Origin of the sequence: Lysinibacillus sp. K60 (assembly GCF_019731275.1) — a bacterium.
Classification (GTDB): Bacteria; Bacillota; Bacilli; order Bacillales_A; family Planococcaceae; genus Lysinibacillus; species Lysinibacillus capsici.
In genome coordinates this window covers 227,524-243,410 of the sequence record NZ_JAASJR010000003.1, presented here as the reverse complement: position 1 = coordinate 243,410, position 15,887 = coordinate 227,524, and the positions used below count along the sequence as shown (strand labels likewise).

The following is a 15,887-nucleotide window of genomic DNA, read 5'->3' as shown; positions in this document are numbered from 1 at the left end:
CACTGTTCATGATATTAATATAAATAAAAAACAGGGATTTCTCTCCCTGTTCTCTTCATCTTTATGGTTCTTGTTTATCATCAACATACTCCCACCGATATTCAAATGACTTTGCATTCGCTTGAATGATTTTTTGTTGCAACATCTCAACTGTGCCCAACATATCGGAGTCAATATCCTCGTTAGCAAATTCTAGTGTAGACAAATCTAGTAATATCTGTGCTGATTCTCTTTTATCATCATTGAATACAATTTCCGTAACAAAGCTATTACCTTCTTCGTCTTTTTCTCGTATCCTTATCATGTTCATTACTTCATCATAATCTAATACTTTATAGGTTTTATCTTTTTGACCCTCTTCATTAACTTGTATAATGCTGTCTGCACTAATATAGTACTGTGTTTCAGATTCTTCATCTATCCACTGACCATAAAGAGATGTTTTCACATTGGATAAATCTCTACCACTACAAGCACTAAGAATAAAAATCAGCGACATTATTACTAAGATTAATTTGTTCACTCTACTTCATCCTTTGACAAATATTTTAACGTGACATTTCTTTCTGAATGTATATTCGATCTGCCTCTTCTTCACTTATTCCATATTTCTCACTTGCTAATTTAGATACCTGTCCATCATGTATTTCAGGAATATAATTTTCCCCATTATTAGTTAATGCATTGTATGACTGCACCATAAAGTCATAAATCTCATCATCACTAGCTTTATAAATTGTGTTCAATTCTGTCGTAGCTGAATCAAGTAAATTCACAGCCACTACAAAATGCCTTGATGATTCAAGTACCGTTTCAGCATTTTTTTCTAATGAACCTTTTTCATATAAATTTGCACCTAATTCTAACTCCTTAAATACCTCTAACATTCGTGAATGATAATTTAATAATTCATCAGGTACATCCATCTCTTTAATAAATTTGTAATTATCTCTAACTTCTTTAGCTATGCCAGTTACCCTTGATACAAATTCTTTATCTTCTATTATTAAGGGATTATCAGCCATTTTCTGACTCAACGCTTCCATAGCTTTTAATTCTATATATATGTTTTCTTTAAATCTTTGCACATCGCTGAGATATTCCTCAATATTAGCTGTACTATCGCTTTCCGCAATCATCTTGGTTGTAGATAACGCAACTTCATCTTTTTTATTTACTTCTTCTGTGGTTTCATCCAATTTATCAGAACACCCTGTTAATGTCGCACCTAGTAATAATAGAACTCCTACTTTTTTTAACATTATTCCCCTCCTATAATTTGCATTATTGAAAACCCTATGACCCGCTTCAATTAAGATAATCACTCATATAGCTGTATATGTACCATCAATCTTCTTTCTCGCCATCTTTTTTCTTAGGCTTGGTTACACCCACAACTTGATTCGATTGGGCAAACTCTAGTGCCTGTAAAATACCAAGTATATAACGCTTTCCTTCTTCATCTAACCTTTTAAAGCTGGACTCTAGTTGCTTGTATTGGTCTTCGTTTTCCATGAAACCCCTCCTTATTCACACCTTATGAGAGTATTATATAATTACATAGAGAGTAATTCAACTGCATTTTATTTATATTTACTTTCAATGTGAGTGGATATATGATATTTTGAATACTAACGAGGTGATATCTATTGTCTACTACTATCAATCAACGTGTTAAACAAGTACGAACTGAACTGAATTTATCGCAAGCCAAATTTGCTAAAGCTATTTCAATATCCAATAGTCATATAGCAGGCATTGAATTAGAGCATCGAAAGGTAAATGACCGCATCATCAGATTGATTTGTATCACTTTCAATGTGAATGAAAATTGGCTAAATACTGGTGAAGGTGAGATGTTTAAAAGCCCTGCTGATACTAAATTTGAAATGGCTATGACAATTTTCAAAGAGTTAAATCCTGATTATCAAGAGTTTGTGTTAAAACAAATTAACGAGCTATTGCAAATCCAAAATAATTGGAAAAATAAACAAACTAAGGAATAGGGCTATCAATAGTAGCCCTATTTTTCATCTCGTTTAGACACATATACAAGTAGTTCTAGAAGCGGGGCAAATATAAGCTTTTCGCTATCGCTTTAAACTAACTCTGAGAAGAAGTATATGTTATAAAAAATCACGTAAATTCTTTGCTACTGTATCAACATCTAACCCCAAATATCTCGTAGTTGTTGATAAGTCAGAATGTGCTAAAGCATGAGATACTAAGTTTATATCTGCTCCACGTTTCACCAAATTCTGGGCATACAATCTTCTAATAGAGTGAGGATTAACGTTCTTTAAATTCCACTTTTTACTGTATACCCATAAATTTTTCGCAATTAAATTGGACGGTGAAACTGTATTTGAAATTGGTACGCCTATGTTTGAAAGAAAAATATAATCATTCTTTTCTCTATGTTCTTTCCTAATATCATCATTTATTGAAATTAACTCTCTTAATAAAGTACACATTTCATCATCTAAAGGGAGAATCAATGGTCTATGCGATTTCATTATCTCTCCTTGTAATTTCAAAAGCATATTTTCAAAATCAATATTCTGTTCTCTCAACGCTCCCAATGTTTTAATTCGAATACCTGTTTTGTATAAAAGTAAAATTCCTATACTATCACGTAATCCCGAATACGTTGATTTATCCAAAAGTGATAACAAAAGTGCCAGTTCTCTTTCCGTAGTAGCTTCCTTAACGCTTGTATTTACTTTTATTTTGATGTTTGTCCAAAACTTTGAGTTATACCAACCATTATCGTGACACTTGCTTAAAACGGCTTTAATTTGCTTTAAACGACCATGTAGAGATGTGTCCTTTGCATTTTTGAAACTTGATAAATATTGATAAATTTTTTCATTGTTGATTTCATGGAGATATTCAACTTTAGTAACTTCAACAAATCGCTTAAAATTATAGTTGTAACTATCAATTGTCCTTGGTCTTAATCCGTTTAGTCGCCATTGTTTATTTAAAATTTGTATGGCGTGTTTAATGGCAATATTTCTGTTGTCCAATTCATCATAAGTATCCATTTTAACTATTGAGTTATTGATTTTTGTCACCATTTCTTTCTTTGGTTCTTTTTCAGTTTTGATAGTCAATAAGCTTAAATCAATGTTTGTGTTAACTTTATTGAATGATTTTGACAAATAAAAAACCCCCTAACATTTTTTGTTAGAAGGTAAAAGTTACATCGGAAAAATAGATGATTTTTTTATTGAGTTCTATTCGTAGTTATTTTCGCTACGCTTCTTAGATTCGAAATTAAACTAAATCTTCACCGAAGAATAAGCCGATTTCGCGCTCTGCAGAAGCAAGAGAGTCTGAACCGTGGATGATGTTGTGAGAAACAGTTGTTGCGTAGTCACCACGGATTGTACCTGGGTTAGATTCTTCAGGTTTTGTTGCACCCATCATTGTACGAGCAAGCTTGATTACGTTCTCGCCTTCCCATACCATAGCGAATACAGGACCAGAAGTGATGAAATCAACTAATTCACCGAAGAATGGACGCTCAGCATGCTCAGCATAGTGCTTTTCTGCTAATTCTTTAGGAATTACCATTAATTTAGCACCTTTCATTACAAAACCGCGACGTTCGAAACGATCAACGATGTCTCCAATTACTTGACGTTCAACGCCGTCAGGCTTAACCATTAAAAAAGTTTGTTCAATTGCCATGTTTAAAACACTCCTTAAATTCGTCTAACAGGTTTTACACCTACCGATAAATATTAACAAAAAATGAGCTTTTGTACAACAAAAAGCTAGAATTTGCGCTTACCCATGAACAATGCTACATCACGTAATTTTTTCTTAACGGGATGTTTTGGTAAAGCATCAATTTCCTGTAAGGCTTTTTTCAAATATTTATCACTCATACGATTAGCTTGCTCAATTGCATGGGATTTACGCACATATTGCAACATATTTTGACGTTCCGATTCTGTTAACGTGCCTGCAAACACTTTAACTAAGTATGGTTGCATCTCGGGATCATCTTTCAATAATAAAATCGGTAAAGTAATATTCCCCTGTAGTAAGTCACTACCTGCTGGCTTCCCTAGTTCTTTATCGGTTGCCATAATATCTAAAACATCATCGATAATTTGGAAGCTCATGCCTACAAAGTAGCCGAAGCGCTTTAAATGCCGAACTGTTTTACTATCAACCCCCGCTGCCACAGCTCCTAGCTCACAGCTTGAGGAAATAAGTAATGCTGTTTTGCGTTTGATTCTTCTAAAATAATCTTTTAAACCTTGATCTAATCTAAATTTATCTTCAATTTGAATGACTTCACCGTTACAAATCTCCACCATCGTACGGGCTAAAATTTGATGTACAAGTGGGTCTTCTAACTTTGTTATATATTCCAGCGCACGTGCGAAAATAAAATCGCCTGTGTACATTGCTACCCTGTTATTCCACTGTGATTTGACAGTCGGGCGCCCTCTTCGCATATTGGAGTCGTCAATGACATCATCATGTACAAGCGATGCCATATGAATGAGTTCTAAAGGTACTGCTACATCCTTCATCTTCTCAATGTCATAATCACCAAATTTTGCGCCTAGTAACACAAAAATTGGTCTTATCCGTTTGCCACCAGCTTGTAATAAATGGAGAGAAGCATCGTTGATCAAATATGAAGACGAGTCCACCGCTTTTTCTAACTCTTGTTCAATGATTTCGATATCTGATTTCAAATCGGAATAGAGTAGTTTTAACTTCATCTTTTCCACGTGTGAAAACCTTCCCCCATTAACGTATCTTTTTAAAGCCCATATGCATTGCCGCAGCCCCGCCACTGTATGCTTTGTACGTTACTTTTTCTAATCCTGCCTGCTCAAACAATGCCGCTAACCTTTTCATACCTGGGAAATCATTCGCAGATTCCTGAAGCCAAGAATACTCCTTATAGCTTTTCGCAAATATTTTACCAAATATCGGCATTATATATTTAAAATAAAAACGGAACAACTGACGATAACCAGGAATTTCAGATTGAGATGTTTCTAAACAAACCACCATTCCACCTGGTTTAACAACACGATGCATTTCCTTCAAAACTTGTAAATAATCAGGTACATTGCGAAGACCAAAGCCGATTGTCACATAATCAAACGTATCATCTGGAAAAGGCAACTCCATCGCATTTCCATGAACTAGTTCAATTTGTGGGTATGGCTCTACCTTTTTTTCGCCAACTTTCAGCATGTTTTGACTAAAGTCTAGCCCTTTTACTTCTCCACTTTCACCAACAGCCTCTGCCAATGCGATTGTCCAGTCTGCGGTGCCACAGCATACATCAAGTGCTTTTGATCCAGGTTTTACAGCCATGTGCTTCATCGTATCGTTACGCCAGCCAACATGCATCTGGAAACTAATTACACCATTCATTTTATCGTAGTTTTCCGAAATACTTTCAAATACTTCGTGAACGTGTTCTTCTTTCGTTTTAGCCATTTTGAAAAACCTCTCTTATCCGTTAGTAGAAGCAATGGATGCCTCTACATGTGCATGTAAAGCTTGTTTGATATCACTTTGTAAAAAGGATGCCTGATTAATGATCTGTGATAGCTCTGTTTTTAAATGCACAATTTTCCCTTGGATGACGCTATTAAAGGTTGCGCCATTACGTCTGACACTTTCTTCTAGTGCCTTACCCATTAAAGACATTTGCCCACGTTGATAAGCTGTCCATTCTTTTTCTAAACGCAAGATTAATAAGCTTTTTTCTATAAGTGGTATATATTCACCGAAAGAATAAAGATCAAAAAATTGAGCAATTAACCCTGATTCTATCGTACTCATCGACGTATACCACTGTTCCATTGTTCGTTGTTTATTTTCATAAACTTTAATTTGGTTTTCACATCGTGCCACAATACCTTGTGACAAGTTTCGAATCAATGCGACATTCCCTGACATTGCTAATATTTCATAATAACGACCACTATAAAAATCCCCAGCTAAAACGGTAAGCTGCTGTTCTTTTGATGTTGCGTCTAATTCTTTTATATGATCGTGAGCCGCTAATGCTGCGTACACTATGCCAACAGTAATTGCAGCCTCTTGTTGCTCTTGTTGCCACTCTTCACCATTCAAAAACGGGATTAACAAATAAAACAGTTGATTTTCATCTAGCACAGGTACACCTGTGTATTTTTGCAAAGTTCTATGACGAACATCCATGAAAATCTCTGTTTTTAACTGTGCAATTGAATTTTGAATGTATGTTGCATTCATAGACCTTACTCCATTTCACTTTCAGATACGTTAGCCCTGTACAAGGCTAAACGCTTGCTTACTGAGTCATTATAGCATACGCAACGATGCGGAATAAAAAAAATTTGCTTTCTTCATAGCACAGGCAGTAAAGCTCTCCCAAAATTGAATGTTGGAATGCTAACTGCCCATAGACCTTATACTCAGTTTTTCACATCTAGTGTTTTTATATGTGCTGTAGAACGTTGAACAGCATTAAAACCTATCGTCAGAAACAAAGTCTCTTATTTTTTCGCTTCGCTATTAATCACGCCATGTGCTGTATGAATTTGCGCTTTACCGCGTATTTTCATTGCAGATGTGTGTTCTGTAAATTGAGCAATCATTACTTCGCCGGCATCTAATTTCTCTGAATGATGGAATTTCGTATCTGTTCCACGTGTTAATCCAATGACATGTACACCATCTTCTTCTGCTTGAATAACAATATAATCTTGTGACATCTTTGTACACTCCTTAAATCCGACAAATTCTTAGTTCATCATAACATAATTAGACACGCAATTTAAGACATTTGAATAAATGACAGCACTTCTCTACGTTTCACTTCATCTTCCTCATAAATACCACGTGCAACAGATGTCACCGTTTTGGAACCAGGTTTTTTCAATCCACGCATTGTCATACACATATGCTCTGCCTCGATCACAACATAAACACCTTTTGGCGAAAGCATCTCCATAATTGTGTCCGCTACTGAAGAGGTAATACGCTCTTGTAGTTGTGGTCTGCGGGCAATCGTCTCCACTGCACGTCCTAACTTACTCAGTCCTGCAACAACGCCGTCATTTGGTATGTATGCAACATGTGCTTTGCCATAGAAAGGTACTAGATGATGCTCACACATCGAATAAAAAGGTATATCTTTGACAAGCACCAGTTCTTCATGATCTTCATGAAACACCGTTTTAAAGTAATCTTTAGCATCCTCATGCAAGCCGCTGAACATTTCTGCATACATTTTTGCTACACGCTTCGGCGTATCCAATAAACCTTCACGATTAACATCTTCACCTACCGCTTCTAAAATCATTTTTACCGCTTCCTCTATTTTCAATAAATCAATATTCGACATCAAAAAAACCTCCTGCATATCAAAACATTACACATTTCCCTATGCATCGTAGCACATCCAAAAGGTAAGCGCAAAATGACTTACCTGATTCATCAGAAATTCGCTTCTAGATAAGCAAATCACTGTATATTATTATGTAAAATACAAATTTTGAAGCTAAAAAGAGCAGTCTTCATGTTCGTTAACATGAAGACTGCTCTATGTAACTACTAGACGTGTATTATTTTACCGCGTCTTTAAGCGCTTTACCTGGTTTGAAAGCAGGCACCTTGCTAGCAGCGATTTCGATTTCTTTACCAGTTTGTGGGTTACGACCTTTACGAGCCGCACGTTCACGTACTTCAAAGTTACCAAAACCAATTAATTGTACTTTGTCACCCTTTGCAAGAGCATCTTGAATTGTATCAAATACAGCTTCAACTGCTTTAGAAGCGTCTTTCTTAGAAAGACCTGCAGCTTCAGCAACAGAGTTTACTAATTCTGTTTTATTCACACCATTCACCTCCTCTCAAAGGGTCATGAACCAATTCTGTAAAAAGAGTAACACATAGAAAACCGCTACGCAACTGTATTCATACATGATTATAACCAAAAAATCAGTTTTTCACCCAAAAAACAAAAATAAAAGGACTTTTCGCATAAAAACGAAAAGCCCTGCGTATATTTTTTGCATTTTTTCTGAATTTTATCACTATAAAATAAATGTTACTAAACCACGATCCCCTTCATTAACCATACGTTCAATCGTCTGACGCATACGTTTTTTAGCAGTATGTGGAACTGCATCCATTTTATAGCGAATTCCCTCTTTTAATACTTCGTGCAATGGTGTGCCAAATAATTGTGTATTCCATAAGGCATCACGATCATGTAAATAAGCATGATTTAAATCTTTTAAAAGTTGCTGACTATGGAACTCTGAGCCAATTAACGGTGCAAATTCTGACTCCATATCAACCCGGATAATATGATAGGATGGTGCTTTTGCCTTCATTCGTACACCAAAGAAATTATTCTGTTTAATGAGCTCTGGGGCTGTTGGCTCAAATTCCTGCATCATTGGCAATGTCACCCCATATCCTGTCGTATCAGCATCGTGAATAGCACTTTTAAAGCGTTTTTGGGCCTCTTTTGCCTCTGCCGCCTCTTTGATAAAGAGTAACCAATCTTTTTTCGTTTCAATTGGTTCTTCTAGCCATTCATTACAAACTGATTTATACAATTCACCCTGTAGGGATACCCGGATTACAGCTGTTCCTACACCTGCATCTACATGAACAACCTCACTTTGGTCAATAAAGTCAATCGCTTTGAAGGCATCTGACGCCTGTTGCACATCTCGAATTTTCATCACAGAAGATAGGACTTCCTCCATCGAATCAATCAATGCAACATTTAATGGATGTGTAGCATCTAATACATCCAGCCAGTCTGGTTTTTCCACTTCAATGGTACGAATTGGGAATTCAAATAACGCCTCTTGTAAAATATATTGAATATCCGCTTCTCTCATTTGATCAATGGACATTGCAATAACAGGTACATTGTAACGTTCAAACAATTCATTTCGAAGCTGAACCGTTTCTTCTCTCGCAGGCATTTGGCAATTGAGTAAGATGACAAATGGTTTGCCGATTTCTTTTAATTGCTCTACAATTTCCTCTTCTGCCTTCTCTGCTGCTCGTCGACTGATTCCGTTCACTGTACCATCAGTCGTTACGACAATACCAATATTCGCATGATCGCGAATCACCTTATCTGTGCCAATTTTAGCGGCTTCCTGAAATGGAATTGGCTCCGTATGCCAAGGAGTATGAACAAATTTAGGTCCATTTTCATCTTCATAGCCTTTTGTCCCATCAATAATATAACCCACACAATCTGCTAATCGAATTTGAAATGGCATTTCATCGTCACCGACCACAATACGGGTTGCTTGGGCAGGCACAAACTTCGGCTCAGCAGTCATAATGACTGGCCCCGGAGAACTTTGTGGCAACTCATCTTGTGCTCGCATTCTTTCCGTTTCATCCACAATGTTTGGTAACACGACTGATTCCATTACCTTTTTTACAAATGTTGATTTACCTACACGTACTGGACCGACAACACCAATATAAACATCGCCATTTGTGCGCTCTGCAATTTCTCTAAATACTGCTTCACTCAAGGTTTCTGCCTCCTTTATCTACGCTTTTTCACTATATGCGAGCCTGTAGACAAATATGAAAAAGCCCCTCACAAATGTAAGGAGCTTGTTTGCTATTTTTCTTTTTTCTCGGCGGCTTCTGCCTCTTGTTTTTGTTGTTCTTTCGCCTTTTTGACATCCGCATTATATGTTTTCATATCATAGATAGGCTCTCCATTCTCGTCCACTGTATAGGGAATAGAATAGGCAGGGACCACTGGAAATTTGTCGACAAGCAGTTGGCGAATATCATCGCCTGGCTTTACATTTGGCTTATCTTCTTTTAATAGCTGTCCTAAATCCACAGCATAGTCTACATGTAATTCACCATCACCAGTCATGAAAAGTGGTAACTCGACGCCAGAATAGGGACTTTTTACAGTTACCTCTGTTTTATAACCCAAATCTTTATAGTTGATCTGATAAACATTATCTGAAATTGACCCTTTTATTGGTAAATACTGTGTAGATAGTTTACGAATACCTATTTCACGTATACGCTCTGCCGCATTTAAATCTACTAATTTGACGGTTGCCTCATTTTCAGGGTCCCAAATGATATATTGATATATACCACCTTTTTCATAGGCATTTCCAGGGATTGTCGCCAAATACTTCGGCATAAGTTTTTCAAAATCGATTAAATATTTGATATAGATATCCGTATCTAGCTCGCTATTTTTAATTGGTACTAGTCCACCTGTTGTTTCACGATATTCATCCACGGCACGTTGAACTGCAGCTAGTTGATCGACATCAGGTGTGACCTTAGCCCTTTTTTCGTCTTCTGGGTACGCACATCCTACTAACAGTATGGCGGTTGCAAATACCAACAGCAAAGCACTTAGTTTTTTCATGTTACTGACACCTCATTATTTTTTATGCTGGCCAAGTGGCAACTACAAGTACCATTAAAAATGTGCCAAGTCCAAACAGTATGTATGCACATAAATTTACGACTGTTCGTAAAAATACATTTGAAATCTTATTTCGCGCTAAATAAATTAAGCCGACTGATATAATCATAAATGCGATGCAATAAAACGACACCCACATTACATCAAGCGCAGGCATATGAGCTAACGGGCCCATTTCAAAAAACCACCTTTCTTTGAATGTCAAGACACAATCAAAGTATATTATACTATGTGCTTTTGCTAAAAAGAAATAGTTGTCCTATAACTATCAAGAAATGGACAACTCTTTTAGCATGTATTTCTATTCAACTAGTGGCACACAATAAGGCGTCTCAACAGATTCGTTGAGACACCTTATTTATGTCCATTTTATGACAAGTCTAATCAAAAAATTAATATTAATGCTTCATATCGTCTATTTCTCGTTTTTTCATACGCATCATTAAGGCATCTACTGCCACTTTCGGTTCAACATCATTAAATAGCACACTATAGAGCTCTGTGGAAATCGGCATGGCGACACCATATTTCTCTGCTAATTGATAGGCTGCCTTCGTAGTACGGACACCTTCAACGACCATGCCCATTTGATCCAGCACTTCTTGTAGCTTCATACCTTGCCCTAACATATTTCCTGCACGCCAGTTCCGCGAGTGAACACTTGTACAGGTTACAATTAAATCCCCCATACCTGTAAGCCCTGAGAACGTAAATGGATTACCACCCATTTTTACACCTAACCGTGAAATTTCTGCAAGACCTCGCGTGATAAGTGCTGCTTTCGCATTGTCTCCATAATTTAAGCCATCAGTAATACCTGCCGCTAAAGCGATAACGTTTTTCAACGCTCCTCCTATTTCCACACCAATGATATCTTCATTTGTATAGACGCGAAAGAACTGATTCATAAATAAATCCTGTACCTTTTCAGCAGCATCAATATTGGCACAAGCTGCCGTAACCGTAGTAGGATGATGCAGCACCACTTCTTCTGCATGACTTGGCCCAGAAAGAACAACAATTTCTTCCACATACATAGCTGGTAAGCTCTCTGCTAAAATTTCAGATATTCGTTTTAATGAGTCAGGCTCAATTCCTTTCGAAACATGGACAAACAACACTTTTTTTGTTAATTCAGCCGTTAGTTTCTCGCATACTTCACGAATCGCTTTGGTTGGAACAGCCACAACAATGGTTTCTGCATGAGTAGCTACCTTCGCCATATCACTCGTCGCATGTAAATTTACAGGTAGAATGGTTTCTGGTAAATATTTTTTATTCGTATGCAGTTGATTGATTTCTTCTGCCTGCTCAGCTCTATGTGTCCATACAAGCGTATCATGTCCATTTTCCGCTAGTACCATTGCCAGTGCAGTACCCCATGAGCCTGCCCCTAACACACAAACTTTTTCCATAACAAAATCCTCCCTTTGCTGGGTTGTCTATTAAGTAAGTTCTTTCTTGTAAAAAGACGCCACCCAACAATAATGTCGGGTTGGCGTATTGTATGTGTATAGCTATTGCCTTAAGCACGCGCACGTGTAATTAAACGAATTGGCGTCCCTTCAAAGTCAAATGTTTCGCGAATACGATTTTCTAAGAAGCGTTCGTATGAGAAATGCATAAGCTCAGGTTCATTCACAAAAATAACGAATGTTGGTGGCTTAATCGCTACCTGAGTAGCATAGTAAATACGTAAACGACGACCTTTATCTGTCGGTGCAGGATTACGAGCCACTGAGTCCTCAATCACTTCATTTAAAATAGAGGACTGAATACGCATCGCATGATTCTCGCTGACACGTTGGATAATCGGTAAAATTTGATGCACACGCTGTTTTGTATTCGCCGATACAAAAATAATTGGGGCATAATCTAAAAATAGGAAATGCTCACGAATTTGCTGTGTAAAGACATTCATTGTTTTTTCATCTTTTTCAATGGCATCCCATTTATTCACAACAATGATCACAGCTTTTCCAGCCTCATGTGCATAGCCAGCGATTTTTTTATCTTGCTCTTGAATACCTTCTTCTGCATTCAGCACTACTAAAACAACGTCTGAGCGTTCAATAGCACGTAGCGCACGTAACACAGAATATTTCTCGGTTGTTTCATAGATCTTTCCTTTTTTACGCATACCCGCCGTATCAATAATGACATATTCCTGTCCATCATATGCATAAGGCGTATCAATCGCATCACGTGTTGTCCCTGCAATATTACTAACAATAACACGTTCTTGCCCTAGGAAAGCATTCACTAAAGAGGATTTTCCAACATTCGGACGACCAATTAAAGAGAATTTAATGACATCATCACCATATTGCTCTTCATCTTCTTTCGGGAAATGTTTTGCACATTCGTCCAATAAATCCCCTAAACCTAAACCGTGGGAACCTGAGATTGGCCAAGGTTCACCGAAGCCAAGTGCATAAAAATCATAAATCATTTCACGCATATCAGGATTATCAATTTTATTAACCGCTAATACGACTGGTTTTTTTGTTTTGTATAGAATTTTAGCAACTTGCTCATCTGCTGCCGTTACCCCTTCACGACCATTTGTCATGAAAATAATAACGTCCGCTTCATCAATGGCAATTTCAGCTTGTTGACGAATCTGTTCTAAAAACGGCTCGTCCCCTATTTCAATGCCACCTGTATCAATAATATTAAAATCGTGTGTTAACCACTCTGCCGAACTATAAATACGGTCCCGTGTTACGCCTGGGATATCCTCCACAATCGAAACGCGTTCTCCAACGATACGATTAAAAATCGTCGACTTACCTACGTTCGGACGACCTACGATGGCTACTACTGGTTTCGTCATCTGTACTTCATCCTTCCAACTTCTTGTCTTTCGCTATTATACACGAAAAATGCCATTATATCATATCATATCCATAATGTAGAATGCTATGTATGGTGATAAACGGTGTTACCTCATTTTTTAAGCGTGCTATCAGATGTCATAAAGATTTTATCGCCTTTTTAATTAACTATCCTTTATTTTGAAAATCTTACCCGCTGCTGCTAAAATCTTATCCTTTAATTCAAATATTTCACATTTCTTAGTCGCTATCCTTCACTTTAAGATTCTTATCCGCTACTTTTAGAGTTGTATCCTTTAATTCAAAGATTTAATCCTCTTCTTAAATGCTATCCTTCACTTCTAGATTCTTATCCGCTACTTTTAGAGTTTTATCCTTCATTTCAATGATTTTATCCATTTCTTAATTGCTATCCTTCACTTTAGGATTCTTATCTGCTACTTTTAGAGTTTTATCCTTCATTTCAAAGATTTTATCCTCTTCTTAAAATCCTTCACTTTCATAATCCTATCAACCACAAAAATAGCGAGGATACCTTTATGCATCCTCGCTGTATACATTATTTAAAGTTTTTTAGTTTATCGCCAATGACATCACCGAATGAGAAGCCTGTATTCTCTTCAGGTAATTCATAGTCGATTACTTCTTCTGCTTCTGGATTTTCTAGTAATTCTTTAATACTTAGGGCTAGACGGCCTTCGTCAGCATTGACATCAAGGACCTTCACCTGTACTTCTTGTCCCTCTTTCAATGCTTCATGAGGCGTGTTAATGTGCTTATGCGCAATTTGCGATATATGCACTAAACCCTCCACGCCTGGGAATACTTCCACAAATGCGCCAAATGAAGTAAGTCGCTTCACTCTACCGTCTAAAATAGTGCCTTTTGCGGCACGTTCTTCAATATTGGACCATGGTCCAGGAATAGTTTCCTTAATAGATAAAGAAATTCGTTCATTTTCTGGGTCCACTGATAGAACTTTTACTTTTACATCTTGTCCTTCAGCTAAAACCTCACTCACATCACTCACATGCTCATGTGATACTTGCGAGATGTGTACAAGACCGTCAATACCACCTAGGTCGATAAATGCACCAAATGACGCGAGACGCTGTACTTTACCATCCAATACATCGCCAGCTTTTATTTGATTAATCACATTTTTCTTTTGTGAAGCTTTCTCTGCTTCAACCACTGCTCGATGAGATAAAATAAGGCGATTCTTATCCTTATCAAGCTCAACAATTTTAAAGCTTAATGTTTGCCCTTTATAGCCTTCAAAATCATCAACGAAATAGTCCTCTACAAGCGATGCTGGTACAAAGCCACGTACACCTAAATCTACGACAAGACCACCTTTAACAATATCCTTTACTTCCGCTTCAAAAATTTCCTCAGCGGCAAATTGCTGCTCCAGTGTATCCCATGCTTTTAAAGCATCCACTTTACGTTTTGATAGGACAAAGTTTTCTTCTTCAACCTTTGTAATCATCAACTCTAATTCATCTCCAACTGAGATGACATCAGACGCTTTCTCAATGTGTAAGCTTGATAATTCACTAATCGGTACAATACCATCAAACGGTGCACCTGGAATTGATACAGATACTGCCTTTTCATCAACTTGCGCGGCAATGCCTTTGACGATATCACCCTCGTTAAACGTTTGTTCTGCATAGTTCATTTCTTCAGACATATGTAACCCTCCTTCGCATCTTCCCTTACTATTTTATTCGATATTGAAGACAAAGACAAAAATAAATCCTTTAAATTCAAAAAATGTCTGAAATTTTAGGATTTATAGCATTTTTTCTTCTGCTAATTTTAAAATAGCTTGTGCTGCATCATCAATGGACAATGCTGTTGTATCTAAAAAGATCGCATCTTCAGCTTGAATCAGTGGCGATGCTTCACGCTCGCTATCCTTTTTATCACGTAGTGCAATTTCTTCCTGAAGTTTTTCAAGAGAGGAGTCAATTCCTCTTTTTTGATTATCAATCAAGCGTCGTCTAGCACGCTCCTCTACTGTTGCAGACATGAAAATCTTTAGTTCTGCATCCTTTAAGACATGTGTAGCAATATCGCGGCCATCCATGACAACACCACCATTAGCTGCAAGTTTTTGCTGTTGGGCAACTAATAGTTCACGAACCTTCGCATGGGCAGCTACTTGTGAGACTGATGAAGTGACCTCGTTAGAGCGTATTTCCGCTGACACATTGTGACCATCTAAAAAAACAAGCTGTCCCTGAGGTGACGGTTTTAATTCAATTGTGCTTACTTCAAGCATCTCTGCTAATTTTGCTTCATCATCTAAATGTATGTTTTGTTGCATCGCTTTATACGTAACTGCTCGATACATTGCGCCTGTGTCAATGTATGTAAAGCCAAGTGCTTCAGCAACAATTTTCGCGATTGTACTTTTGCCAGCACCAGCAGGCCCATCTATCGCAATTTGAATGTTTTTCTTCATATTCTTCCCTACTTTCTGCACCTCTTATTGTATCATATAACCTCAAAAAAGCCCTCTACTAGGAGAGGGCTTCATCAAAATATTCATAAAGGAA

Annotated in this window: 19 protein-coding genes; 1 reads left to right on the top strand and 18 read right to left on the bottom strand. The window is 37.3% G+C overall.

What is annotated here, in order from left to right; all coding sequences use genetic code 11:
• Positions 1–61: 61 nt before the first annotated feature.
• The 3 genes from HCH28_RS08555 to HCH28_RS08545 all read right to left on the bottom strand — a co-directional run bounded on the left by HCH28_RS08555 (position 62) and on the right by HCH28_RS08545 (position 1,515).
• Entirely contained in the window at positions 62–523 is a 462-nt protein-coding gene (locus HCH28_RS08555) for a hypothetical protein (protein ID WP_221680604.1), read from the bottom strand.
• Positions 524–548: 25 nt separating this feature from the next.
• Positions 549–1,262 (bottom strand): hypothetical protein, encoded by a 714-nt coding sequence (locus HCH28_RS08550; RefSeq protein ID WP_221680603.1) that lies wholly within the window; start codon positions 1,260–1,262, stop codon positions 549–551.
• Positions 1,263–1,347: 85 nt separating this feature from the next.
• Entirely contained in the window at positions 1,348–1,515 is a 168-nt protein-coding gene (locus HCH28_RS08545) for a hypothetical protein (protein WP_161804059.1), read from the bottom strand.
• A 134-nt stretch (positions 1,516–1,649) separates the two neighbouring features.
• Between HCH28_RS08545 and HCH28_RS08540 the strand changes: the two genes are divergently transcribed.
• Positions 1,650–2,006 (top strand): helix-turn-helix transcriptional regulator, encoded by a 357-nt coding sequence (locus HCH28_RS08540; protein WP_221680602.1) that lies wholly within the window; start codon positions 1,650–1,652, stop codon positions 2,004–2,006.
• A 120-nt stretch (positions 2,007–2,126) separates the two neighbouring features.
• Here the strand turns inward: HCH28_RS08540 and HCH28_RS08535 are convergent, their stop codons facing one another.
• From HCH28_RS08535 to cmk, 15 genes are all read right to left on the bottom strand, one after another.
• On the bottom strand, positions 2,127–3,164 hold the full coding sequence (locus HCH28_RS08535) for a tyrosine-type recombinase/integrase (protein ID WP_221680601.1): 1,038 nt from the start codon (positions 3,162–3,164) through the stop codon (positions 2,127–2,129).
• 115 nt (positions 3,165–3,279) lie between these two features.
• The gene (gene ndk, locus HCH28_RS08530; protein ID WP_004232627.1) at positions 3,280–3,696 is read right to left on the bottom strand and encodes a nucleoside-diphosphate kinase; all 417 of its coding nucleotides are present in this window, start codon (positions 3,694–3,696) and stop codon (positions 3,280–3,282) included.
• An 86-nt stretch (positions 3,697–3,782) separates the two neighbouring features.
• Complete coding sequence (hepT, locus tag HCH28_RS08525) at positions 3,783–4,757, bottom strand: heptaprenyl diphosphate synthase component II (protein WP_221680600.1); 975 nt, start codon at positions 4,755–4,757, stop codon at positions 3,783–3,785.
• Positions 4,758–4,776: 19 nt separating this feature from the next.
• Positions 4,777–5,481, bottom strand: a complete 705-nt coding sequence (locus HCH28_RS08520) for a demethylmenaquinone methyltransferase (RefSeq protein ID WP_004232623.1) — start codon at positions 5,479–5,481, stop codon at positions 4,777–4,779.
• Between the two features lie 15 nt (positions 5,482–5,496).
• Positions 5,497–6,264, bottom strand: coding sequence for a heptaprenyl diphosphate synthase component 1 (locus tag HCH28_RS08515; protein ID WP_221680599.1), 768 nt, complete (start codon positions 6,262–6,264; stop codon positions 5,497–5,499).
• 263 nt (positions 6,265–6,527) lie between these two features.
• On the bottom strand, positions 6,528–6,746 hold the full coding sequence (gene mtrB / locus HCH28_RS08510; RefSeq protein WP_004232621.1) for a trp RNA-binding attenuation protein MtrB: 219 nt from the start codon (positions 6,744–6,746) through the stop codon (positions 6,528–6,530).
• A 62-nt stretch (positions 6,747–6,808) separates the two neighbouring features.
• Positions 6,809–7,378: a GTP cyclohydrolase I FolE gene (gene folE / locus HCH28_RS08505; protein ID WP_009370809.1), complete on the bottom strand. Its 570-nt coding sequence runs from the start codon at positions 7,376–7,378 to the stop codon at positions 6,809–6,811.
• Between the two features lie 220 nt (positions 7,379–7,598).
• On the bottom strand, positions 7,599–7,871 hold the full coding sequence (locus HCH28_RS08500; RefSeq protein WP_004232618.1) for an HU family DNA-binding protein: 273 nt from the start codon (positions 7,869–7,871) through the stop codon (positions 7,599–7,601).
• A gap of 198 nt (positions 7,872–8,069) precedes the next feature.
• Positions 8,070–9,548 carry a stage IV sporulation protein A gene (gene spoIVA / locus HCH28_RS08495; protein ID WP_004232609.1) on the bottom strand — a complete coding sequence of 493 codons (1,479 nt, stop codon included), beginning with the start codon at positions 9,546–9,548 and terminating at the stop codon, positions 8,070–8,072.
• Positions 9,549–9,640: 92 nt separating this feature from the next.
• Positions 9,641–10,423, bottom strand: a complete 783-nt coding sequence (locus tag HCH28_RS08490; protein WP_221680598.1) for a hypothetical protein — start codon at positions 10,421–10,423, stop codon at positions 9,641–9,643.
• A gap of 22 nt (positions 10,424–10,445) precedes the next feature.
• Positions 10,446–10,658: a DUF2768 domain-containing protein gene (locus tag HCH28_RS08485; RefSeq protein WP_004232605.1), complete on the bottom strand. Its 213-nt coding sequence runs from the start codon at positions 10,656–10,658 to the stop codon at positions 10,446–10,448.
• Between the two features lie 223 nt (positions 10,659–10,881).
• Complete coding sequence (locus HCH28_RS08480) at positions 10,882–11,898, bottom strand: NAD(P)H-dependent glycerol-3-phosphate dehydrogenase (protein WP_009370805.1); 1,017 nt, start codon at positions 11,896–11,898, stop codon at positions 10,882–10,884.
• 110 nt (positions 11,899–12,008) lie between these two features.
• A complete protein-coding gene (der, locus tag HCH28_RS08475) occupies positions 12,009–13,319 on the bottom strand; it encodes a ribosome biogenesis GTPase Der (RefSeq protein WP_004232601.1) in 1,311 nt (436 codons plus the stop codon).
• Between the two features lie 560 nt (positions 13,320–13,879).
• On the bottom strand, positions 13,880–15,016 hold the full coding sequence (rpsA, locus tag HCH28_RS08470) for a 30S ribosomal protein S1 (protein WP_048389803.1): 1,137 nt from the start codon (positions 15,014–15,016) through the stop codon (positions 13,880–13,882).
• Positions 15,017–15,118: 102 nt separating this feature from the next.
• Positions 15,119–15,793 (bottom strand): (d)CMP kinase, encoded by a 675-nt coding sequence (gene cmk, locus HCH28_RS08465; RefSeq protein WP_004232599.1) that lies wholly within the window; start codon positions 15,791–15,793, stop codon positions 15,119–15,121.
• Positions 15,794–15,887: the final 94 nt, after the last annotated feature.